The organism is Leisingera sp. McT4-56 (assembly GCF_020514995.1).
Taxonomy (GTDB): Bacteria; Pseudomonadota; Alphaproteobacteria; order Rhodobacterales; family Rhodobacteraceae; genus Leisingera; species Leisingera aquaemixtae_A.
In genome coordinates this window covers 246,192-263,742 of sequence record NZ_JAJALF010000001.1, presented here as the reverse complement: position 1 = coordinate 263,742, position 17,551 = coordinate 246,192, and the positions used below count along the sequence as shown (strand labels likewise).

Here is a 17,551-nt window from a genome sequence, read left to right as displayed (position 1 = left end):
GCTGCCGCTGCGCCCGGCTGCACCGGGCGCAGGCGCCATCAGAACAGGTCCTGGCGGATCGGGTTCAGCGCAAAGTGAACCTGGGCAGCCAGCTGCAGCTGGCTGATGGGATCGTCGGGGACAATCGCGGGCAGGCCTGCTTCGCGCGCCCAATTGGCCAGCTGCTTGCGCGATGCCGGGCCGAACTGGCCGTCGACAGCAATTGCGGATCCCAGCTGCCGCAGGATGTACTGGGTGGCTGCTGAGACATCCTTCTCAGTCATGCCGGACAGCAGATCCCGCGCGGCAGCGCGGGCCTCCGGATCATTCAGCGCCATCGCCTTGCCCGCCCGGGCCGCGGCGGCATGGGCCGGCACCCGGTCCGGCAGCCGGTTCAGCGCCACCCAGGCGCCGTTGGCGCCGCCCCAGGCATCGCCGCGGGCAAGCCCCATGTCATACCATTCCAGCGCCTCGGCCGCATCGCTGCCGGGCAGGTCGCCGTTCATGATCATCCGGCCGATCTCACCCGGGGCATGCGGGTGGCCAAGCTGCGCCGCTTCGGCAAACAGCGCCTTGGCCTTTTCCTTGTCCACCGGTTTGCCCGCGCCGCCGTCCCGGTAGACATAGCCGAGGTTGGCGGTGCCGTAGATGTCGCCGCGCCCGGCGGAGGCTTCCAGATAGGCCAGCCCACGGTCCGGCTGTGCCAGCTCATCGCCGCTCCACAGGAAGAAGACGCCCAGCTCATTCAAGGCGTAGGTGTGGCCCAGTTCCACCGCCCGGCTGAGCAGGTCAAAGCCGCGCTGTTTTTCCTCGGGCGTGCTGCTTCTGCGCAGGAGCCGCTTGCCGCGGGCATGCATCGAGAAGGGGTCGCCGGCTTCGATCCCCTTGTCCCACAGGGCAAACGCCTTGTCCGGGTCAAACGGGATCGGCACGGTTTCGCGGTCGACATTCGGGGTGACATGCAGATAGGCCACCGCGTTATAGGCGCGGACATGGCCCAGCTCGGCCGCCTTTTCAAAGGCTTCGTAGGCATCCATCAGGTGGCCCTGGCCCTGCAGCGCCCGGCCGAGCTGATAATGCAGGCGTCCGATTTCCGGGGCGGCTTCCACCGCCTCGCGGCAGGCCGCCTCTGCTGCCCGGAGGTCGATTTCATTGGGGAAGCGGTAGAGGCCCACCCCCTGCAAATCCAGCAGATCGCCGGCCTCCAGGTCGCATTGCCGTGCAATCATTTCCAGATTGACCGTCACGTCGCGCACCGCGTCCGCCTGCGCCAGCCGCAGCACCATCCGGTCCTTGCGGACCTGGCCGCCATCCTTGCGGGCGGGCAGCTCGGTCAGTTTGGGGGCATAGCTGAGGCTGAGCGCGCGGCCATCACCCGCATTCAGCGAGGTGACACCGGCGGACGGGGTTTCGACAATCGACACAGTGGTGCCCGCCTGGACATAGGGGCTGATCTCCGGTGCCAGCTCCAGTGCCCGGCCAAGCGGTATCTTGACCGACAGCTCGGCCGGCAATTGGCCGAGGCTGGCCGGAGCGGCCTCCGGGGCGGTTGTCTGCGGTGCGGTGCCCAGGTCCGCCGCTGCGATGTTCAGCGACCGGTCCGCCGGGCGCAGGTAGATTTTCTGCATCAGCGTCGAGCTTTCCCAGGGCACCTGGGTGTTGCCGGTGGCGTTGTAGACGTCGCTGCGGATTGCAGAGAGGACGGTCATCGCATCCTCGTCCGGGTTGTCCGGGAAATGCCGCACCACGGAAGCGGTATAGGGGCTGTTGCCGCCGGGCTCGCCATCCAGCGCGGTGGCGCCGGGGGAGGTGGAAAAGGCCACCAGCGTGTTCAGCGGCGGGCGGAACACGTCGAAGCCTTCGCGCGCCTCATAGAGCTGGGCGCCGACCTCGGCGTTGAGCTTGGCATCCGGCACCGGGTTGTCGCGGCAGGAATCCAGCATCAGGATCTGGCTGCCCGCCTTGCCGCCGATGATGGCGGACACCCTGTCCAGCGTGACCGACTGGAAGGGCAGGTCGTTGATGCCGGAGAGCTTGGCGTCGCTGGTCAGCAGGTAGTTGCGGCGCCCCAGCTGGATGCCGTGGCCTGCGTAGTAGAAGAACACCTGGCTGCCGTCGCGGATGTTGAGGGCAGCCTGGCGCAGCAGCGCCTCGAACCCGCGTTTGTCCAAGTCGTAGCCTTCATAGACGGTGTACCCGAAGGACTTGAGCATCTCTGCCATCGCCTCGGCGTCCTTGCGGGTGTTGGTCAGGTCGGTGACGTGGTCGTAGTCCTGAATGCCGATCACAATCGCGGTTTCCGGGGCCGCGCCCCGTTCGCTGGTTTCATAGGCCGCCTGTGCAGCCGCGGGTGGCAGCAGCAAAAAGGCCAGCAGCGCGGCAGCAACAGCGGGACGTTCGGGGGAATGGAGTGTCATGGCGTGATCCGGGTGTTAACCCCAGCCCCCGCCGCCGCCGCTTCCACCACCGCCGCCACCGGCACCACCGCCGCCACCACCGCCGCCACCGGGACCGGCGCCGCCGCCGCCGGGCGGCCCGATGGTCTCAACCGCCGGAGCGGTTGGCGTCGGTGCCGGTGCTGTTGTGCTGGCCGGGCGCGTGGCAGGTGCGCTGTAGGTTGAGGGGGCAGCAGCCGGTGCTGCCGATGGCGGCGGAGCAATTGGCGCAGTGGGTTCGCAGGCTGCGGTAACGGCTGCAACCGGCAGCACGGCAAACAGGAAATGTATCCGCATCGGGTACCTTTCTCTTTTGAGAATACTGGGCAAAAACAATTGGCGTTCAGCTTACTTGAACTTAGGCCGCAAATCAAAATTGTCCCGCTGCAGGCTGACTCTCAGCAGGTGCGGCTGATCCGGGCCGTCAGCCGCCGGGGCGTATGGTGACGCTGCCATCGCGGTTGCGCTGTGCGCAGGCGGCTTCGGTCAGCGGCGCCAGACGCGGCCCGGATACTGCTGCTGCGCTGCGCTGGGTGCAGCGTTTCAGCGCAATCTGCTGATACCCTTTGGAAGCCATGCAGGATCTCTCCAGCCGCTGGCGCAGGGGCTTGTTCACGTCAACGGTGTATATGCTGCCCTGCGACCAGTAACCGGGATAGTAGTAGCAGCTGCCGCCGGAACAGACCTTGCGGCCGGGGTAATAGACCGGCGGGTGCTGGCGGATCTCATTGGCGACGGGCGCATCCTTCAGCGCCTGCGCTGCGCAGGCCAGCTCATCGGATTGCAGGCGGGAAACCTCTGCCCCCTGCCTGTAATAGACAGGAAGGGGCCCGCAGGCGGTTGCGAAAAGCAGCAGTGCCATGCCCGCCGTGACCGTTACGCTCCGTTGCATGGGGAAAGAATGGGCGCAAACTGAGGAAGTTACAATTAATTTGACCGTGATTGCGGCATCTGTCATTCACATCTGGCAAAACTCAGCCTGAATTTCCGCCAAGGGACACGCACATGAAGGTCATTATCTGCGGCGCGGGCCAAGTCGGCTGGCAGATCGCACGGCACCTGTCCGGAGAGCACAACGACGTCACCGTCGTCGACAGCAACGCGGAGCTGGTGCGGCGGGCGACGGACACCCTGGACGTGCAGGGAATTCACGGCTTTGCCTCCTACCCGGACGTGCTGGACCGGGCCGGCGCGCGGGACGCCGACATGATCATCGCAGCCACCCACTCGGATGAGGTCAACATGGTGACCTGCCAGGTGGCGCATTCGGTGTTCAAGGTACAGCGCAAGATTGCCCGCCTGCGGGCCAAAAGCTACCTGACCGCGATCTATTCCGATCTTTACCAGCGCGAGCATCTGCCGATCGACGTGGTGATCAGCCCGGAGCGGGAGGTGGCGGCGGCTGCCATGCAGCGGCTGTCGGCGCCGGCGGCGTTCGACACCGAGACCTTCATGGGCGGCAAGGCGCAGCTCTTGGGCATTCAGATCGACGAGGACTGCCCGGTGGTGAACACGCCGCTGCGGCAGCTGACCGATCTGTTCTCGACACTGCGGGCCATCGTGGTGGGTGTGCGCCGGGACGGGACGCTGTTTGCCCCGGAACCGGGGGACCAGCTGTTTGTCGGCGACAGCTGTTATGTCTTTTCCCACGTCGAGGACGTGCCGCGCACCATCGAGGTGTTCGGCAAGCATGAGAAACGCCAGGACCGCGTGGTCGTGGTGGGCGGCGGCAACGTCGGCCTGGAAGTGGCCAAGGCGCTGGAAAGCAGTGCCTACCGGATCCGGGCCAAGGTGATTGAGCGGGACCGCAGATGCGCCGAGCGCGCCGCCGAGGAACTGGAGCGCACCATCGTTCTGAACGGCGACGGCCTGGACCGGTCGCTGATGATCGAGGCGGGCATCGACAAGGCGGATGCAATGCTGGCGGTGACCGATGACGACAAGGTCAACATGCTGGCCGCGGTGCGGGCCAAGGCCGAAGGCTGCCCGCTGGCGATTGCGCTGATCAACGACCCGACCCTGGTGCCGCTGCTGCCGCACCTGGGCATCGATGCGTACATCAACCCGCGCTCCACCACCGTCAGCTCGATCCTGCGCCATATCCGCTACGGCCGGGTGCGGCAGGTCTACTCCCTGGGGGACGCCGAAGCCGAGATGATCGAGGCTGAAGTCCTGTCGACCTCGCCGATTGCCGGGCAGATGATCCGGGAGACCGATTTCCCCGAAGGGGTGCTGGTCGGCGGCATCCTGAAAGACGGCGAGATGCTGCGCCCCTCGGGCGAGACCCGCATCGAGGAGGGCGACGTGATCGCGCTGTTCGCGATGGCCGACGACGTGCCCGAGGTTGAGCGTCTCCTGCAGGTGTCGATCGACTACTTCTAAGATGCGCCGCGTTGTCCAAGCCCCCATCGGCGTGATGCGCCTGCCGCTGTTCCTTCTGATCTGGGGCATCGCCTCGCTGGCGATGTGGCTGCCGGCCATCCATGCGCTGGTGCTGGACGACCATCACACATCGCAGAGCTTTTTCTACTCCGGCCTCGCCGGGATGATCGTGGTGGTGCTGATTGCGCTGTCGCTGGGCAGCCGGGTGCCGCGCTACGGGATGCCGGGGCAGCTCTTGTCGCTGCTGGCCACCTTCACCGTGCTGCCGCTGTTCCTGGCGGTGCCGGTGCAGGACGCGCTGGTCACCACCCGCTATGTGAACGCCTATTTCGACATGGTCAGCGCAATCACCACCACCGGGGCCGACATCTGGGGCGATCCGGGCCGGCTGCCGCCCAGCGTGCATCTGTGGCGCGCGATGGTGGGCTGGCTGGGCGGTCTGCTGATGTGGATTGCCGCCTCGGCGGTGCTGGCCCCGATGTCGCTGGGCGGGTTCGAAGTCACCGCCAAGGGGGAGCCGGGCGGCGGTGTCGCCGGCCCTGCGCAGATGGAAAGAGCCGACCCGCGCCGCCAGCTGCTGCTTGTCACCCGCACACTGGCGCCGGTCTATGCCGGGCTGACCATGGTGCTGTGGCTGTTGCTGATGATTACCGGCGCGCAGGCGCTGACCGGGCTCAGCCACGCGATGTCGGTGATGGCGACCTCCGGGATATCCGCAACCGGCGGGGTGGAGAACGCCGGCAGCGGCATTGCCGGCGAGATGGTGATGTTCCTGTTCATGTTCTTCGCCCTGTCGCGGCTGACCTTTTCCAGCGACACGGTGACGTCCGGGCAGGGGCGTCTGGACATGGACCCGGAGTTCCGCACCGGGCTGCTGATCGTCTTCGGCGTTCCGATGCTGCTGTTCCTGCGCCATTGGTTCGCCGCCTATGAGGTGGATGCGGGCGAGGACCTGCTGCAGGCGCTGCAGGCGCTGTGGGGGGCCGTGTTCACGGTGATGTCCTTCCTGTCGACAACCGGCTTCGAAAGCGTGCACTGGCAGGCCGCGCGGAGCTGGTCGGGGCTGGAAACCCCGGGCATGATCCTGCTGGGGCTTGCGGTGTTCGGCGGCGGCGTGGCGACAACAGCCGGCGGGGTCAAGCTGCTGCGGGTCTACGCGCTTTACCTCAACGGGCTGCGGGAGATGGAGCGGCTGGTGCACCCCCATTCCGTCAGCGGCGCGGGCGACCGCACCAAGCGCCTGCAGAAGAACGGCGCCTTTGTCGCCTGGGTGTTCTTCATGCTGTTTGCGCTGTCGCTGGCGCTTGTCAGCACCGCGCTGGCCGCGGTCGGATCGAGTTTCGAACAGTCGCTGGTGCTGGCAATCGCTGCGCTGTCGACCACCGGGCCGCTGACCGAAAGCGCCAGCAGCGCCCCCATCGTGCTGAACCAGCTGACTGAGCCGGCCAAGCTGATCCTGTGCATCGCGATGGTGCTGGGGCGGCTCGAAACCCTTGCCTTCATCGCGCTGCTGTCACCGAACCTCTGGCGCAGCTGACAGCCCCCGCGGGTAAAAAGTGTTTTTCGGGTGGAAACTTATTTTTTCTTTCTCCATACTGATTTTTAACGTGCGTGCTGGTCCGCAGCGCGCGGCAAGAACAAAGGCGAGACAATAAAAAATGGCTTCGGACAGACAGAATCTTCAGGATGCCTTCCTGAATCACGTTCGCAAAACCAAGGTTCCGGTTACAATCTTTCTGATCAACGGGGTCAAGTTGCAGGGTGTGATCACCTGGTTCGATAATTTCTGCGTGCTGCTGCGCCGCGACGGACAGTCGCAGCTCGTCTACAAACACGCGATTTCGACCATCATGCCGGCCCAGCCGATCAGTCTCTATGAGGGTGAAGACTCCAATTGATGGAGCATGAAAGGAAGCAGACCCGCGCCTGGGTGCTGCATCCGGAAATCAAATCAGACAGCGGGCGCCGCGAGGCTGCTCCCGCGCTAGAGGAGGCCGTTGCGCTGGCAGCGGCCTTGCCCGATCTTGACGTGATCGGATCAAATGTGGTGCGCCTGCCCAAGGCGCATCCGGGGATGCTGTTCGGCTCCGGCAAGATCGAAGAGCTGGCAGGCATCCTGAAGGCGAATGAAATTGAACTGGTCCTGATCGACGGGCCGGTTTCCCCGGTTCAGCAGCGCAACCTGGAGAAGGCCTGGAAGGTCAAGATCCTCGACCGGACCGGGCTGATCCTGGAGATATTCTCGGACCGTGCGGCGACCCGCGAAGGCGTGCTGCAGGTCGAGATGGCGGCGCTCAGCTATCAGCGGACGCGGCTGGTGCGGGCCTGGACCCACCTGGAGCGCCAGCGCGGCGGCCTGGGGTTCGTCGGCGGGCCCGGCGAAACCCAGATCGAGGCCGACCGGCGCGCCATTGACGACCAGCTGGTGCGGCTGCGCCGCCAGCTGGACAAAGTGGTGAAAACCCGGACGCTGCACCGCGCCTCGCGTGCCAAGGTGCCTTACCCGATTGTCGCGCTGGTGGGCTACACCAACGCTGGCAAGTCGACGCTGTTCAACCGGCTGACTGGGGCGGAGGTGATGGCCAAGGACATGCTTTTTGCCACGCTGGACCCGACCATGCGGCGGGTGGAGCTGCCGGACGGGCCGGAGATCATCCTGTCCGATACGGTTGGCTTTATCTCGGACCTGCCGACAGAGCTGGTCGCCGCTTTCCGCGCCACGCTGGAGGAGGTGCTGGCCGCGGATGTGATCCTGCATGTGCGCGACATCAGCCACGACCAAAGCGAAGAGCAGGCAGAGGATGTCGAGGCGATCCTGGCCTCGCTGGGTGTTGATGAAAACCGGGCCCGGATCGAGATCTGGAACAAGCTTGACCAGCTGCCGGAGGAAGAAGCCGAGGCCCGCCGCCAGCGCGCGGCGCGGGAGGAGGGTATCCATGCGATCTCGGCCCTGACCGGCGAGGGGCTGGACGGCCTCCTGGCTGATATCGCCGAAAAGCTGCAGGGCGTGCGGCACGAGGAACTGCTGCAGCTTACCTTCGCGCAGGGCAAGCAGCGCGCCTGGCTGTTCAAGGAGGATCTGGTGCAGCGCGAGGAGCAGACCGAGAGCGGCTTTGACATCACCGTGCTCTGGACCGACCGGCAGAAGGCGAAATTCGAAAGGCTGTGATCTTCCGAACTGCTTACAAAGAAAAACGGGCGCTGATGCGCCCGTTTTTTATTGCCTCGGTGCAATCCGGGTTATGCCGACCGCAGCGGCGCGGGCCAGCTCTTCGTCCAGCGACATCGGGATGTATTCGCCCCGGCGCCAAAGCTGGGCCATGTCGTCATAGTAGCGCGACAGCGGGTGGCCCGACTGGCCGGTGGCGGTGATGAATACCGAACTATCCGGGTCGGCAAAGTCATAAACCCCGCGGTAGCCGGCGGCGTGGATGTTCTGGAACGGGTCCGGATCCTTGCCGGAGCTTTTGCCGCGCTGCAGGGTGTTGTCGCCGCCGCTGGTGGACTGGCGGATGTTCACGAAGTAGCGCAGCAGCGGCACCTCGCCCAGAACAGCATGGTCCTGCACCGCCTGATGCGCATCACCCCAGCGCAGCGATTCCAGCGCGTCGCCATAGCGTTCCTCGATCCAGATCAGCGCGTCATCAAGTGCAAGGCGCGCCATGTCGGTGCAGGTTTCCTGCGGCGCGCTCTGGCGCACGTCGCACCAGGCGGCAGCCCCCTCGACATCGCGGAAGACGCGCTCGATGAACAGCGGCTCCACATGGCGGAAGGACTTGGCGACCGGGCCCAGTTCATCGGTGATCAGCCGCGCCTGCAGCGCGCGCAGCCAGGCGGCGTAGATCAGCGGCTCCGGCAGGTGCTCGTTCATTTCGCCGTTCCACTCCGACAGCAGGGTGAGGGCAATCTGGCGCTGCCGTTCGCGGGTGCCGGCAGGGGCGGCCTCGCCGGTGAACCACAGGTTTGCGCCGATCAGCGGCAACAGGGTGCGCGCGGTGTAGGAGACCGTGTCCAGCTGCGCCTCGATGAAGCTGTCGCGGGTGTGCACCTCGCGGTTCTGCATCAGCTTTTCCCAGCGGTGGATGCGCTGCGTGTCGCCCCAGTCAAAGGAGACATGCTTGGGGAACGGGCGGTCGAGGATCTTGTTGTTGGTGTTGCCCAGAATGCCGCCTGCAGGGGTCACGAATTCGGGGTTCTCCGCATAAGGCGCCTGGCCCTGCCAGCGGTTCTCCGGGCGCCAGCCCTGGCTGGGCATCCGGCCCTTGCTTTGATGGTCTGCGTCGCGCAGCGGGAAGGCGCCGACGGTTTTCATCGCGATGGTGTCCTTGTCCGCCAGCGTCAGGTTCTGCGCCGGGGCGACGAAATCCTCGCCTGCGATGATCGCCTCCTGCACCGATGCGCTGCGCATCAGCCCGATGGCGGCACTCATCGAGGTGTCTTTGGGGCTGAGCACGGTCCAGCCAAGCGACACCACATGGCCCGGCGGGGTGATTTGCGCCAGGTTGAACATGGAGCCGGGCAGCACCGGCCCGTTGTCGGTCCAGCGCAGGGTCAGGGTGACCGGGGCCTCGTCCTTAATCTTGATGATCGAGGGGCGGGTAACAAATTTCTTGTAGCCGCCGACGCTCAGGTATTCCTGCGGGTTTTCCGGGTTGAGCCGTTCGATGAACAGGTCCTGGTCGTCCATGTAGGAGGAGGTGACGCCCCAGCCCAGCGTGTCGGAGCGGCCGGTGATCACCGCGGGGATGCCCGGGATGGTGCCGCCGATCACCCCGCCGGTGCCCAGTTCCAGCCGCGCCAGGTACCAGACGCCGGGAGCGCTGAGGCCGAGGTGCGGGTCATTGGCCAAGAGCGTGCCGCCTGCCGCCGAACGGTTGGGCGCGGCGGCCCAGGCGTTGGAGGCGCCGGCCAGCCCGCGCGGGGCGACCGGGAACAGCAGGCTGTTTTCCTCTGCGGGCACCGCGGCGGCAAACTGCCGGGCACCGGGCACCAGTTCAGCGTATTCGGGCAGGGCGGTCAGGCCCTTGCCGGGGGCATCCGGCAGGATGTCCCGGATGCGGTCCGCATCGTTCAGCGCCAGCGAGGTGCGGGCGCGCAGGATCTCTTCCCGCATGTGGCCGGACAGCTGCAGCGCCATCAGCTTCATGACCGCGATGCTGTCGGCGGGCTGCCAGGGGGCAAGCGGCATCTGAAACAGGAACATTTCCGGCGCGCCGCGGCCCAATGCGTCCTCGTTGATTTCCAGCAACCGGGCGTTGACGCCATCAGCATAAGCCTTGAGCGCGGCCATCGCTTCCGGCGATTGCACCTCCACCGACTGCCGCGCCAGATTGTAGAGGTCGAGACGGCGCAGGTAGGTGTCGGTCTCCACCGTGCGGGTGCCGAAAATTTCCGACAGGCGGCCCTGGGCTGTGCGCCGCATCACCGCCATCTGCCACAGCCGGTCCTGGGCATGGGCATAGCCGAGGCCGAAGTAGACATCCTCGTCGCTGGCGCCGAAGCTGCCGAAAATATGCGGCACGTTGGCATTATCGCGCACGATTTCGACTGGCGAGGAGAGGCCGGGCAGGGCCAGCTCCTTGTCGTACTCGGGCAGCGACTGCGAAGCCAGGTAGTAGACCAGCGCAGCGGCCAGAACGCTCAGCAGAATCAGGCCCGCAGCAAGGCGCAGCAGCCAGCGGAAAAGATGTCCCATCAGCGGTTGTTTTCCCTTGGGTTTTTGTCATTTCCAGCCGCATGGCAGATTGCGCCCCGCGGCGGCGGTGTTAGGGTTGGCGCCAACATATGCGAAGACAGATCAGGGGAAAAGCAGATGGCAAAAATCGCGTTTCTGGGGCTTGGCGTCATGGGCTACCCGATGGCCGGGCACCTGCAGGCCGCGGGGCATGAGGTCACCGTCTACAACCGCACCGAGGCCAAGGCCAAGGCCTGGGCCAAACAGCATGGCGGCCATTTTGCGGCGACCCCGCGGGCGGCGGCCTCCGGCGCGGAGTTCGTAATGGCCTGCGTCGGCAATGACGACGACCTGCGCTCGGTCTGCCTGGGGGCCGACGGGGCCTTTGCCGGCATGGGAAAGGGCACGGTTTTCACCGATCACACCACGGTGTCGGCCAAGGTCACGCGGGAGCTGTACGGGGCTGCAGCGGAGCAGGGGATCGCCTTTGTCGATGCGCCGATCTCCGGCGGCCAGGCGGGGGCGGAGAACGGCGTGCTGTCCGTGATGTGCGGCGGCGACGAGGATGCCTATGCGCGCGCGGAGCCGGTGATTGATGCCTATGCCCGTATCTGCCGCCGCATCGGAGAGAGCGGCGCGGGCCAGATGACCAAGATGTGCAACCAGATCGCCATCGCGGGCCTGGTGCAGGGCTTGAGCGAAGCACTGCATTTCGCCGAGAAGGCCGGGCTGGACGGGCGCGCGGTGGTTGAGGTGATCAGCCAGGGCGCGGCGGGCAGCTGGCAGATGGCCAACCGGTACGAGACCATGCTGGACGATCATTTCGAGCATGGCTTTGCGGTGGACTGGATGCGCAAGGATCTGGGGATCTGCCTGGACGCGGCAAATGAAACCGGCGCCAGCCTGCCGGTCACGGCGCTGGTCGACCAGTTCTACAAGGATGTGCAGAAAATGGGCGGCGGCCGCTGGGACACCTCGTCGCTGTTCAAGCGGCTGCGCAAGCTGGACGGCTGAAGGCAAAAAGAAATGGCCTTTCCGGATGGAAAGGCCATGCCTCCGGCGGAGATATTTCCGGCCAGATGACGAGGCGGATCCTGCCGCCTCCGCGGCGCCCGGTCAGGGGATGATGCGGGTGTATTTGGTGCCTTCCAGGGTGGCGCCCACACGCAGGCCCGCCTGGGCAAAGACCACGGCCAGCACCGGCGAGGTCAGGGTGTTGGTGTCGGCGCTCAGCGCGTTGCCTTCGTCCTTGATCACATATTCCACATCGGCACCTGCCGCCCAGCCGGAGGAGCGGCGGAAGCCAGCCAGCGCGTCCTGGGTCATGAAGAACAGCACATGGGCGTACTGCTGGGCGCCGATCTGCAGCCCGGCATTGCCCTTGTAGGTGGCGTAATAGTCGACGGTCACGCCGTTGATCCGCAAGGCGCCGCGACCGTAGGCGCCGCCAAAGACAAATCCGGCCTCGGTCACCAGCGGCATCACCAGCATGCCGGTTGATTTCTCCGCAAGGGTGCGGGTGTTAGGGTACTGGCTGTACATCTGGTTCAGCGTGGCATCAACGCGGGCGTCGATGGTGGCGGCGTTGCTGTTGCCGACGCCGTTTCCGCAGGCGGCTGTCACGCCTGCGCCTGCCAGCGCGGCCAGGGCAAAACCGCGGCGGGTCATGCGGGTAGAGGAAATATCGCTCATTTTCAGGTGCCTGTAATGAATTGCTCCAAGGCCGGTTTGTTCCGGCTCTGGTCAGGGTTATACGCGGAAAACCGCTGCCTGTCATCCGTTTGCAGGCCGATGTTGGCGGCTTCCCGCTGAAGTGATCCGGCGCCGCCGGCCTTGGATGTCAGCCGTTCAGCAGCCGGGCGGCGGCAGGGGCGAAATAGGTGAGAATGCCGTTGCAGCCCGCGCGCTTGAAGGCCATCAGGCTTTCCATCATCACCTTTTCGCCATCGATCCAGCCGTTCTGGGCCGCGGCCTGGATCATCGCATACTCCCCGGACACCTGATAGGCATAGGTCGGCACGCCAAAGGCGGATTTCACCCGGTGGCAGATGTCCAGATAGGCGATGCCAGGCTTCACCATGACCATGTCGGCGCCTTCCATCAGGTCGCGCTCGATCAGCCGCAGCGCCTCGTCGCTGTTGGCCGGGTCCATCTGGTAGGTCTTCTTGTCGCCCTTCAGCGCGCCGGAGGCGCCGACCGCATCGCGGAACGGCCCGTAGTAGGCAGAGGCGTATTTGGCCGAGTAGGAGAGGATCGCCACATTGTGGTGGCCGGCTTGCTCCAATCCCGAACGCATGGCGCCGATCCGGCCGTCCATCATGTCGGACGGGCCGATGATGTCGGCACCGGCATCGGCCTGGGCCAGGGTCATTTTGACCAGCGCCTCGACTGTGGCGTCGTTGACGATCTCGCCGTCCACCACATAGCCGTCGTGGCCGTTGATATTGTAGGGGTCCAGCGCCACGTCGGTCATCACCGCAATATCCGGCGCCGCGTCCTTGATGGCGCGGATGGCGCGGTTGGTCAGGTTGTCCGGATTCCAGGCCTCGGCGCAATCCTCGGTCTTGAGCGAGGCGTCGGTGTAGGGAAACAGGCAGATGGCAGGAATACCCAGCGCCTGCGCCTCGGCTGCGGCTTCGGCGATCTTGTCCACCGAGCGGCGCACCACGCCCGGCATCGAGGCGACGGGCTCCTCCTGGCCTTCCCCTTCGCGGACAAACACCGGCCAGATGAAATCGGACGGGGTCAGGGTGTTTTCCTGCACCAGATTGCGGATCGCCTGGCTGGCACGGGTGCGGCGCAGGCGGGCGGCGGGAAAGGGCGCGACAGTGGGCTTCATGGCGGTCTCTCGTTTTGGCTGGCCCATGGGTGGCATGGAAGCGGCCCCGGGAACAAGAGGCACATTCGCCGCGCCGGAAAACTTGTGTGCCAAGCGGGCTTGCCTGCGCGCCTTTCCCGGTTGATATAGGGCCGGTTACATAAAACAGGCCCGAAGGGCCGGCAGCGGCAAGATGGGGGCTGGAGTGGATCTGCTTCACATTATCTACGAGATGATTGACCTGCGGTCGTTCTCCAACCTCTGGTACTGGATTTCGCTTGCGGTCATGTGGTCCTCTGCCAGCCACTGGATCCTGGGTGTTCCCTTCGACATGGTGTACCGGGCGCGCCGCCGCGGCGGGCAGGCCGAACAGGATTTGGAGGACATCACCCGGGTCAACGTGAACCGGATGCTCTATATCGCCGAAGTGTCCGGCCCCTGGCTGGTGGCGCTGGCATGTTTCCTGCTGTCGGCGCTGGCGACGCTTGGCTTTGTCTACCTGCTGGAAATCGCGCAGGCGGTGTTTCTGCTGGCCTTTCCGATGTCCGTTGTGGGGCTGATCAGCTTTCTGACCGCGCGCCGTATCGCGCGCGAGGGGGCTTCCGGCGAGGATCTGCGCAAGCGGCTGTCCTTCTGCCGGCTGTACATCCAGTTTGTCGGCACGGTTTCAATTCTGGTTACGGCGTTCTGGGGGATGTACCAGAACCTGACGATCGGGGCGTTGTGATCCGCGGCAGGACCCAACGGCGTTCCGGAAAGGACAACGCATGGCACAGCGTGCAATCACCATGGGCGGTGCGCCCGAAGGGTTCGATGCCCGGCTGATCCTGAAGGAAGTGCAGAAATCCGGCGCGCCGGTGATGCATGTCGCCCGCGATGACAAGCGGATGGAGGCGATGCGGGCCGCGCTTGCCTTCTTTGCGCCGGACCTGCCGGTGTTTGTGTTTCCGGGCTGGGACTGCCTGCCGTATGACCGGCTGTCGCCGAATGCGGACATCTCCGCGGCGCGGATGGCCACGCTGGCGGCGCTGGTGCACCAGATGCCCAAGCAGTTCGTGCTGCTGACCACGCTCAATGCCGCCAGCCAGCGGGTGCCTGCGCGGGAGGTGCTGCGGGAGGCGGCATTTACCGCCCGCGTCGATCACCAGGTGGATGAAGACGCGCTGCGCAACTTCCTGGTCCGCATGGGGTTTTCCCAAAGCCCGACCGTGATGGAGCCGGGCGACTATGCCATTCGCGGCGGCATCATCGACATCTTTCCGCCGGGCGAAAGCGGCCCGGTGCGGCTGGACCTCTTTGGCGATGTGCTGGACGGCGCCCGCCGCTTTGATCCGGCGACCCAGCGCACCACCGAGAAACTGGAAGTGGTGGAACTGGCGCCGGTCTCCGAGGTGATCCTGGACGAGGCAGCGATCACCCGGTTCCGCCAGAACTACCGGATCGAGTTCGGCGCGGCCGGAACCGACGACCCGCTCTACGAGGCGGTCAGCGCAGGGCGCAAGCACCAGGGGATCGAGCATTGGCTGCCGTTCTTCCATGAGAAGCTGGAGACGCTGTTCGACTACCTGCCGCAGGCGACCGTCACGCTGGACGATCAGATGACGCCCGCGCGGCTGGCGCGCTGGGACAGCATCGAGGACCAGTACGGCACCCGCAAGCACGCGCTGGAGCAGAAGGGGCGGATCGACACCGTCTACAAACCGACGCCGCCGGGTTTGCTGTATCTGGACGATACGGCCTGGGAGGTGGCTGTTGCGGATATGCGGGTGGTGCAGTTCCATCCGCTGCCGCAGGCCTCCGGCCCCGGCGTGGCGGATGCGGGCGGCCGCATCGGGCGCAACTTTGCGCCGGAGCGTCAGCAGGAAAACATCAGCCTTTTCGGCGCCTTGGCCACGCACATTAAGGCGCGGATGCAAGAGGGTCCGGTTCTCATCGCCTCTTACTCCGAAGGTGCGCGGGAACGTCTGGCCGGACTGATCGAGGATGAGGGCCTGGCCGAAGCGATCCCGGTGATGGATGGCACCCGCATCGGCAAGTCCGGCCTGCATCTGGCGGTCTGGGCACTGGAGCACGGTTTTGAGGCGCCGGACATGACGGTGATCTCGGAGCAGGACGTGCTGGGCGACCGATTGATCCGGGCGCCGAAGAAACGCCGCAAGGCAGAGAACTTCCTGACCGAAACCCAATCGCTGACTCCCGGCGATCTGGTGGTGCACGTGGACCACGGCATTGGCCGCTACAAGGGGCTGGAAGTGGTGACTGCGGCGGGCGCGGCGCATGAATGCATCCTGCTGGAATACGCCGAACAGGCAAAGCTGTACCTGCCGGTCGAAAATATCGAACTCTTGTCCAAATACGGGCATGAGGAAGGGCTTCTGGACCGGCTTGGCGGCGGCGCCTGGCAGGCTAAGAAGGCCAAGCTCAAGGAACGCATCCGCGAGATGGCGGACAAGTTGATCCGCATTGCCGCCGAACGCGCCCTGCGCAAGGCGCCGGTGATGGATCCGCCGCCGCACGCCTGGGAGGAGTTCTCGGCGCGTTTCCCCTATCAGGAGACCGACGACCAGCTACGCGCCATTGAAGACGTGATGGAGGATTTGCACTCCGGCCAGCCGATGGACCGGCTGATCTGCGGCGACGTGGGCTTTGGCAAGACCGAGGTGGCGATGCGCGCGGCCTTTGTCGCCGCGATGTCGGGCCTGCAGGTGGCGGTGGTTGCGCCAACCACGCTGTTGGCCCGCCAGCACGCCGCGTCTTTCGCCGAACGGTTCCGCGGTTTCCCGTTGCAGGTCAGGCAGTTGTCGCGCTTTGTTAGCGCCAAGGAAGCAAGCCAGACCCGCGAAGGACTGGCCAAGGGCACCGTCGACATCGTGGTCGGCACCCACGCGGTTCTGGCCAAGAACATCAAGTTCCAGAACCTCGGCCTCTTGATCATCGACGAGGAGCAGCACTTCGGCGTCGCCCACAAGGAACGGCTGAAGCAGCTGCGCAGCGACATCCATGTGCTGACCCTGACGGCCACGCCGATCCCGCGCACCTTGCAGCTGTCCCTAACCGGTGTGCGCGATCTGTCGATCATCGGCACGCCCCCCGTGGACCGGCTGGCAATCCGAACCTATGTCAGCGAATTCGACAGCGTCACCATCCGCGAGGCGCTGTTGCGCGAGCATTACCGCGGCGGCCAGAGCTTTTATGTGGTGCCGCGGATCACCGATCTGCCGGACGTGGAAGAGTTCCTGAAGGCGCAGCTGCCGGAACTTAGTTACGTGGTGGCACACGGGCAGATGGCGGCGGGGGAACTCGACGACCGGATGAACGCCTTCTATGACGGTAAATACGATGTGCTGCTGGCCACCACGATCGTCGAAAGCGGGCTGGACATCCCGACCGCCAACACCATGGTCGTGCACCGCGCCGACATGTTCGGCCTGTCCCAGCTCTATCAGATCCGGGGCCGCGTGGGGCGCTCCAAGACCCGTGCCTATGCCTACCTAACCACCAAGCCGCGCCAGCGGTTGACCCCGGCCGCAGAGAAGCGCCTGCGGGTGCTCGGCTCGCTCGACACGCTGGGCGCGGGCTTTACCCTTGCGTCGCAAGACCTTGATATCCGGGGTGCCGGCAACCTTCTGGGCGAGGAGCAGTCGGGCCAGATGCGCGATGTCGGCTATGAGCTGTACCAGTCGATGCTGGAAGAGGCGATTGCCAAGATCAAGGCGGGTGAGATGGAAGGCCTGTCGGATGCCGACGATCAGTGGGCGCCGCAGATCAACTTGGGCGTTCCGGTGCTGATCCCGGAGGAGTACGTGCCGGATCTGGACGTGCGCCTGGGCCTTTACCGCCGCCTGTCGTCGCTGTCGACCAAGGTGGAGCTGGAAGGCTTTGCGGCTGAACTGATCGACCGCTTCGGCAAGCTGCCGAAGGAAGTGAACACGCTGATGCTGGTGGTGCGCATCAAGGCGATGTGCAAACGCGCAGGCATCGCCAAGATGGATGGCGGCCCGAAGGGCGCGACGATCCAGTTCTACAACGACAAATTCGCCTCGCCGCAGGGGCTGGTGGAGTTCATCCAGGGCCAGAACGGTCTGGCCAAGGTGAAGGACAACAAGATCGTCGTGCGCCGCGACTGGAAGAAAGACGCCGACAAGATCAAGGGCGCCTTTGCCATTGCCCGCGACCTGGCGGAAAAGGTCGTGGCCGAGAAGAAGAAAGCCAAGGCCTGATCCCGGGTGCCAAGGAAATTTGAATTTCCTTGGCAAATTTCTT

Annotated in this window: 13 protein-coding genes; 7 read left to right on the top strand and 6 right to left on the bottom strand. The window is 65.3% G+C overall.

Annotated elements, in window-relative coordinates; genetic code table 11:
* Positions 1-38: 38 nt before the first annotated feature.
* The 3 genes from LHL23_RS01220 to LHL23_RS01215 form a co-directional block, all read right to left on the bottom strand.
* A complete protein-coding gene (locus tag LHL23_RS01220; protein ID WP_226428500.1) occupies positions 39-2,396 on the bottom strand; it encodes a caspase family protein in 2,358 nt (785 codons plus the stop codon).
* Complete coding sequence (locus LHL23_RS23440) at positions 2,393-2,527, bottom strand: hypothetical protein (protein ID WP_264181119.1); 135 nt, start codon at positions 2,525-2,527, stop codon at positions 2,393-2,395. The genes LHL23_RS01220 and LHL23_RS23440 overlap by 4 nt, the downstream gene beginning before the upstream one ends.
* Positions 2,528-2,838: 311 nt before the next feature.
* Positions 2,839-3,276, bottom strand: coding sequence for a hypothetical protein (locus tag LHL23_RS01215; RefSeq protein WP_226428499.1), 438 nt, complete (start codon positions 3,274-3,276; stop codon positions 2,839-2,841).
* 143 nt (positions 3,277-3,419) lie between these two features.
* On the opposite strand from LHL23_RS01215, the gene trkA reads away from it, so the two are divergent.
* The 4 genes from trkA (at position 3,420) to hflX (ending at position 7,965) form a co-directional block, all read left to right on the top strand.
* On the top strand, positions 3,420-4,796 hold the full coding sequence (trkA, locus tag LHL23_RS01210) for a Trk system potassium transporter TrkA (protein ID WP_222475581.1): 1,377 nt from the start codon (positions 3,420-3,422) through the stop codon (positions 4,794-4,796).
* Position 4,797: 1 nt separating this feature from the next.
* A complete protein-coding gene (locus LHL23_RS01205; protein WP_226428498.1) occupies positions 4,798-6,333 on the top strand; it encodes a TrkH family potassium uptake protein in 1,536 nt (511 codons plus the stop codon).
* Between the two features lie 121 nt (positions 6,334-6,454).
* Positions 6,455-6,694, top strand: coding sequence for an RNA chaperone Hfq (hfq, locus tag LHL23_RS01200; protein ID WP_005611588.1), 240 nt, complete (start codon positions 6,455-6,457; stop codon positions 6,692-6,694).
* The gene (gene hflX / locus LHL23_RS01195; RefSeq protein ID WP_222475584.1) at positions 6,694-7,965 is read left to right on the top strand and encodes a GTPase HflX; all 1,272 of its coding nucleotides are present in this window, start codon (positions 6,694-6,696) and stop codon (positions 7,963-7,965) included. Before hfq ends, hflX begins: the two co-directional genes overlap by 1 nt.
* 48 nt (positions 7,966-8,013) lie before the next feature.
* Here hflX and LHL23_RS01190 read toward each other — a convergent pair whose 3' ends face one another.
* A complete protein-coding gene (locus LHL23_RS01190; RefSeq protein WP_226428497.1) occupies positions 8,014-10,491 on the bottom strand; it encodes a penicillin acylase family protein in 2,478 nt (825 codons plus the stop codon).
* Here LHL23_RS01190 and LHL23_RS01185 point away from each other — a divergent pair.
* The gene (locus tag LHL23_RS01185; RefSeq protein WP_264181118.1) at positions 10,483-11,484 is read left to right on the top strand and encodes an NAD(P)-dependent oxidoreductase; all 1,002 of its coding nucleotides are present in this window, start codon (positions 10,483-10,485) and stop codon (positions 11,482-11,484) included. The two genes, LHL23_RS01190 and LHL23_RS01185, sit on opposite strands and share 9 nt — an antisense overlap.
* A 102-nt stretch (positions 11,485-11,586) precedes the next feature.
* Here the strand turns inward: LHL23_RS01185 and LHL23_RS01180 are convergent, their stop codons facing one another.
* On the bottom strand, positions 11,587-12,162 hold the full coding sequence (locus LHL23_RS01180) for a YSC84-related protein (protein WP_222475589.1): 576 nt from the start codon (positions 12,160-12,162) through the stop codon (positions 11,587-11,589).
* A 148-nt stretch (positions 12,163-12,310) separates the two neighbouring features.
* Positions 12,311-13,309, bottom strand: a complete 999-nt coding sequence (hemB, locus tag LHL23_RS01175) for a porphobilinogen synthase (protein ID WP_226428495.1) — start codon at positions 13,307-13,309, stop codon at positions 12,311-12,313.
* A 184-nt stretch (positions 13,310-13,493) separates the two neighbouring features.
* Here hemB and LHL23_RS01170 point away from each other — a divergent pair, with 184 nt between their 5' ends.
* Together LHL23_RS01170 and mfd are read left to right on the top strand one after the other, a co-directional pair.
* Positions 13,494-14,015, top strand: a complete 522-nt coding sequence (locus tag LHL23_RS01170; RefSeq protein WP_222475593.1) for a component of SufBCD complex — start codon at positions 13,494-13,496, stop codon at positions 14,013-14,015.
* A gap of 40 nt (positions 14,016-14,055) precedes the next feature.
* Positions 14,056-17,508, top strand: coding sequence for a transcription-repair coupling factor (mfd, locus tag LHL23_RS01165; protein WP_226428494.1), 3,453 nt, complete (start codon positions 14,056-14,058; stop codon positions 17,506-17,508).
* Positions 17,509-17,551: the final 43 nt, after the last annotated feature.

Excerpts from the sequence above, each read along its gene's own strand:
- LHL23_RS01220 (WP_226428500.1), bottom strand. The coding sequence starts at position 2,396 with ATGACACTCCATTCCCCCGAACGTCCCGCTGTTGCTGCCGCGCTGCTG.
- LHL23_RS01215 (WP_226428499.1), bottom strand. The coding sequence starts at position 3,276 with ATGGCACTGCTGCTTTTCGCAACCGCCTGCGGGCCCCTTCCTGTCTAT.
- trkA (WP_222475581.1), top strand. The coding sequence starts at position 3,420 with ATGAAGGTCATTATCTGCGGCGCGGGCCAAGTCGGCTGGCAGATCGCA.
- LHL23_RS01205 (WP_226428498.1), top strand. The coding sequence starts at position 4,798 with ATGCGCCGCGTTGTCCAAGCCCCCATCGGCGTGATGCGCCTGCCGCTG.
- hfq (WP_005611588.1), top strand. The coding sequence starts at position 6,455 with ATGGCTTCGGACAGACAGAATCTTCAGGATGCCTTCCTGAATCACGTT.
- hflX (WP_222475584.1), top strand. The coding sequence starts at position 6,694 with ATGGAGCATGAAAGGAAGCAGACCCGCGCCTGGGTGCTGCATCCGGAA.
- LHL23_RS01185 (WP_264181118.1), top strand. The coding sequence starts at position 10,483 with ATGTCCCATCAGCGGTTGTTTTCCCTTGGGTTTTTGTCATTTCCAGCC.
- LHL23_RS01190 (WP_226428497.1), bottom strand. The coding sequence starts at position 10,491 with ATGGGACATCTTTTCCGCTGGCTGCTGCGCCTTGCTGCGGGCCTGATT.
- LHL23_RS01180 (WP_222475589.1), bottom strand. The coding sequence starts at position 12,162 with ATGAGCGATATTTCCTCTACCCGCATGACCCGCCGCGGTTTTGCCCTG.
- hemB (WP_226428495.1), bottom strand. The coding sequence starts at position 13,309 with ATGAAGCCCACTGTCGCGCCCTTTCCCGCCGCCCGCCTGCGCCGCACC.
- mfd (WP_226428494.1), top strand. The coding sequence starts at position 14,056 with ATGGCACAGCGTGCAATCACCATGGGCGGTGCGCCCGAAGGGTTCGAT.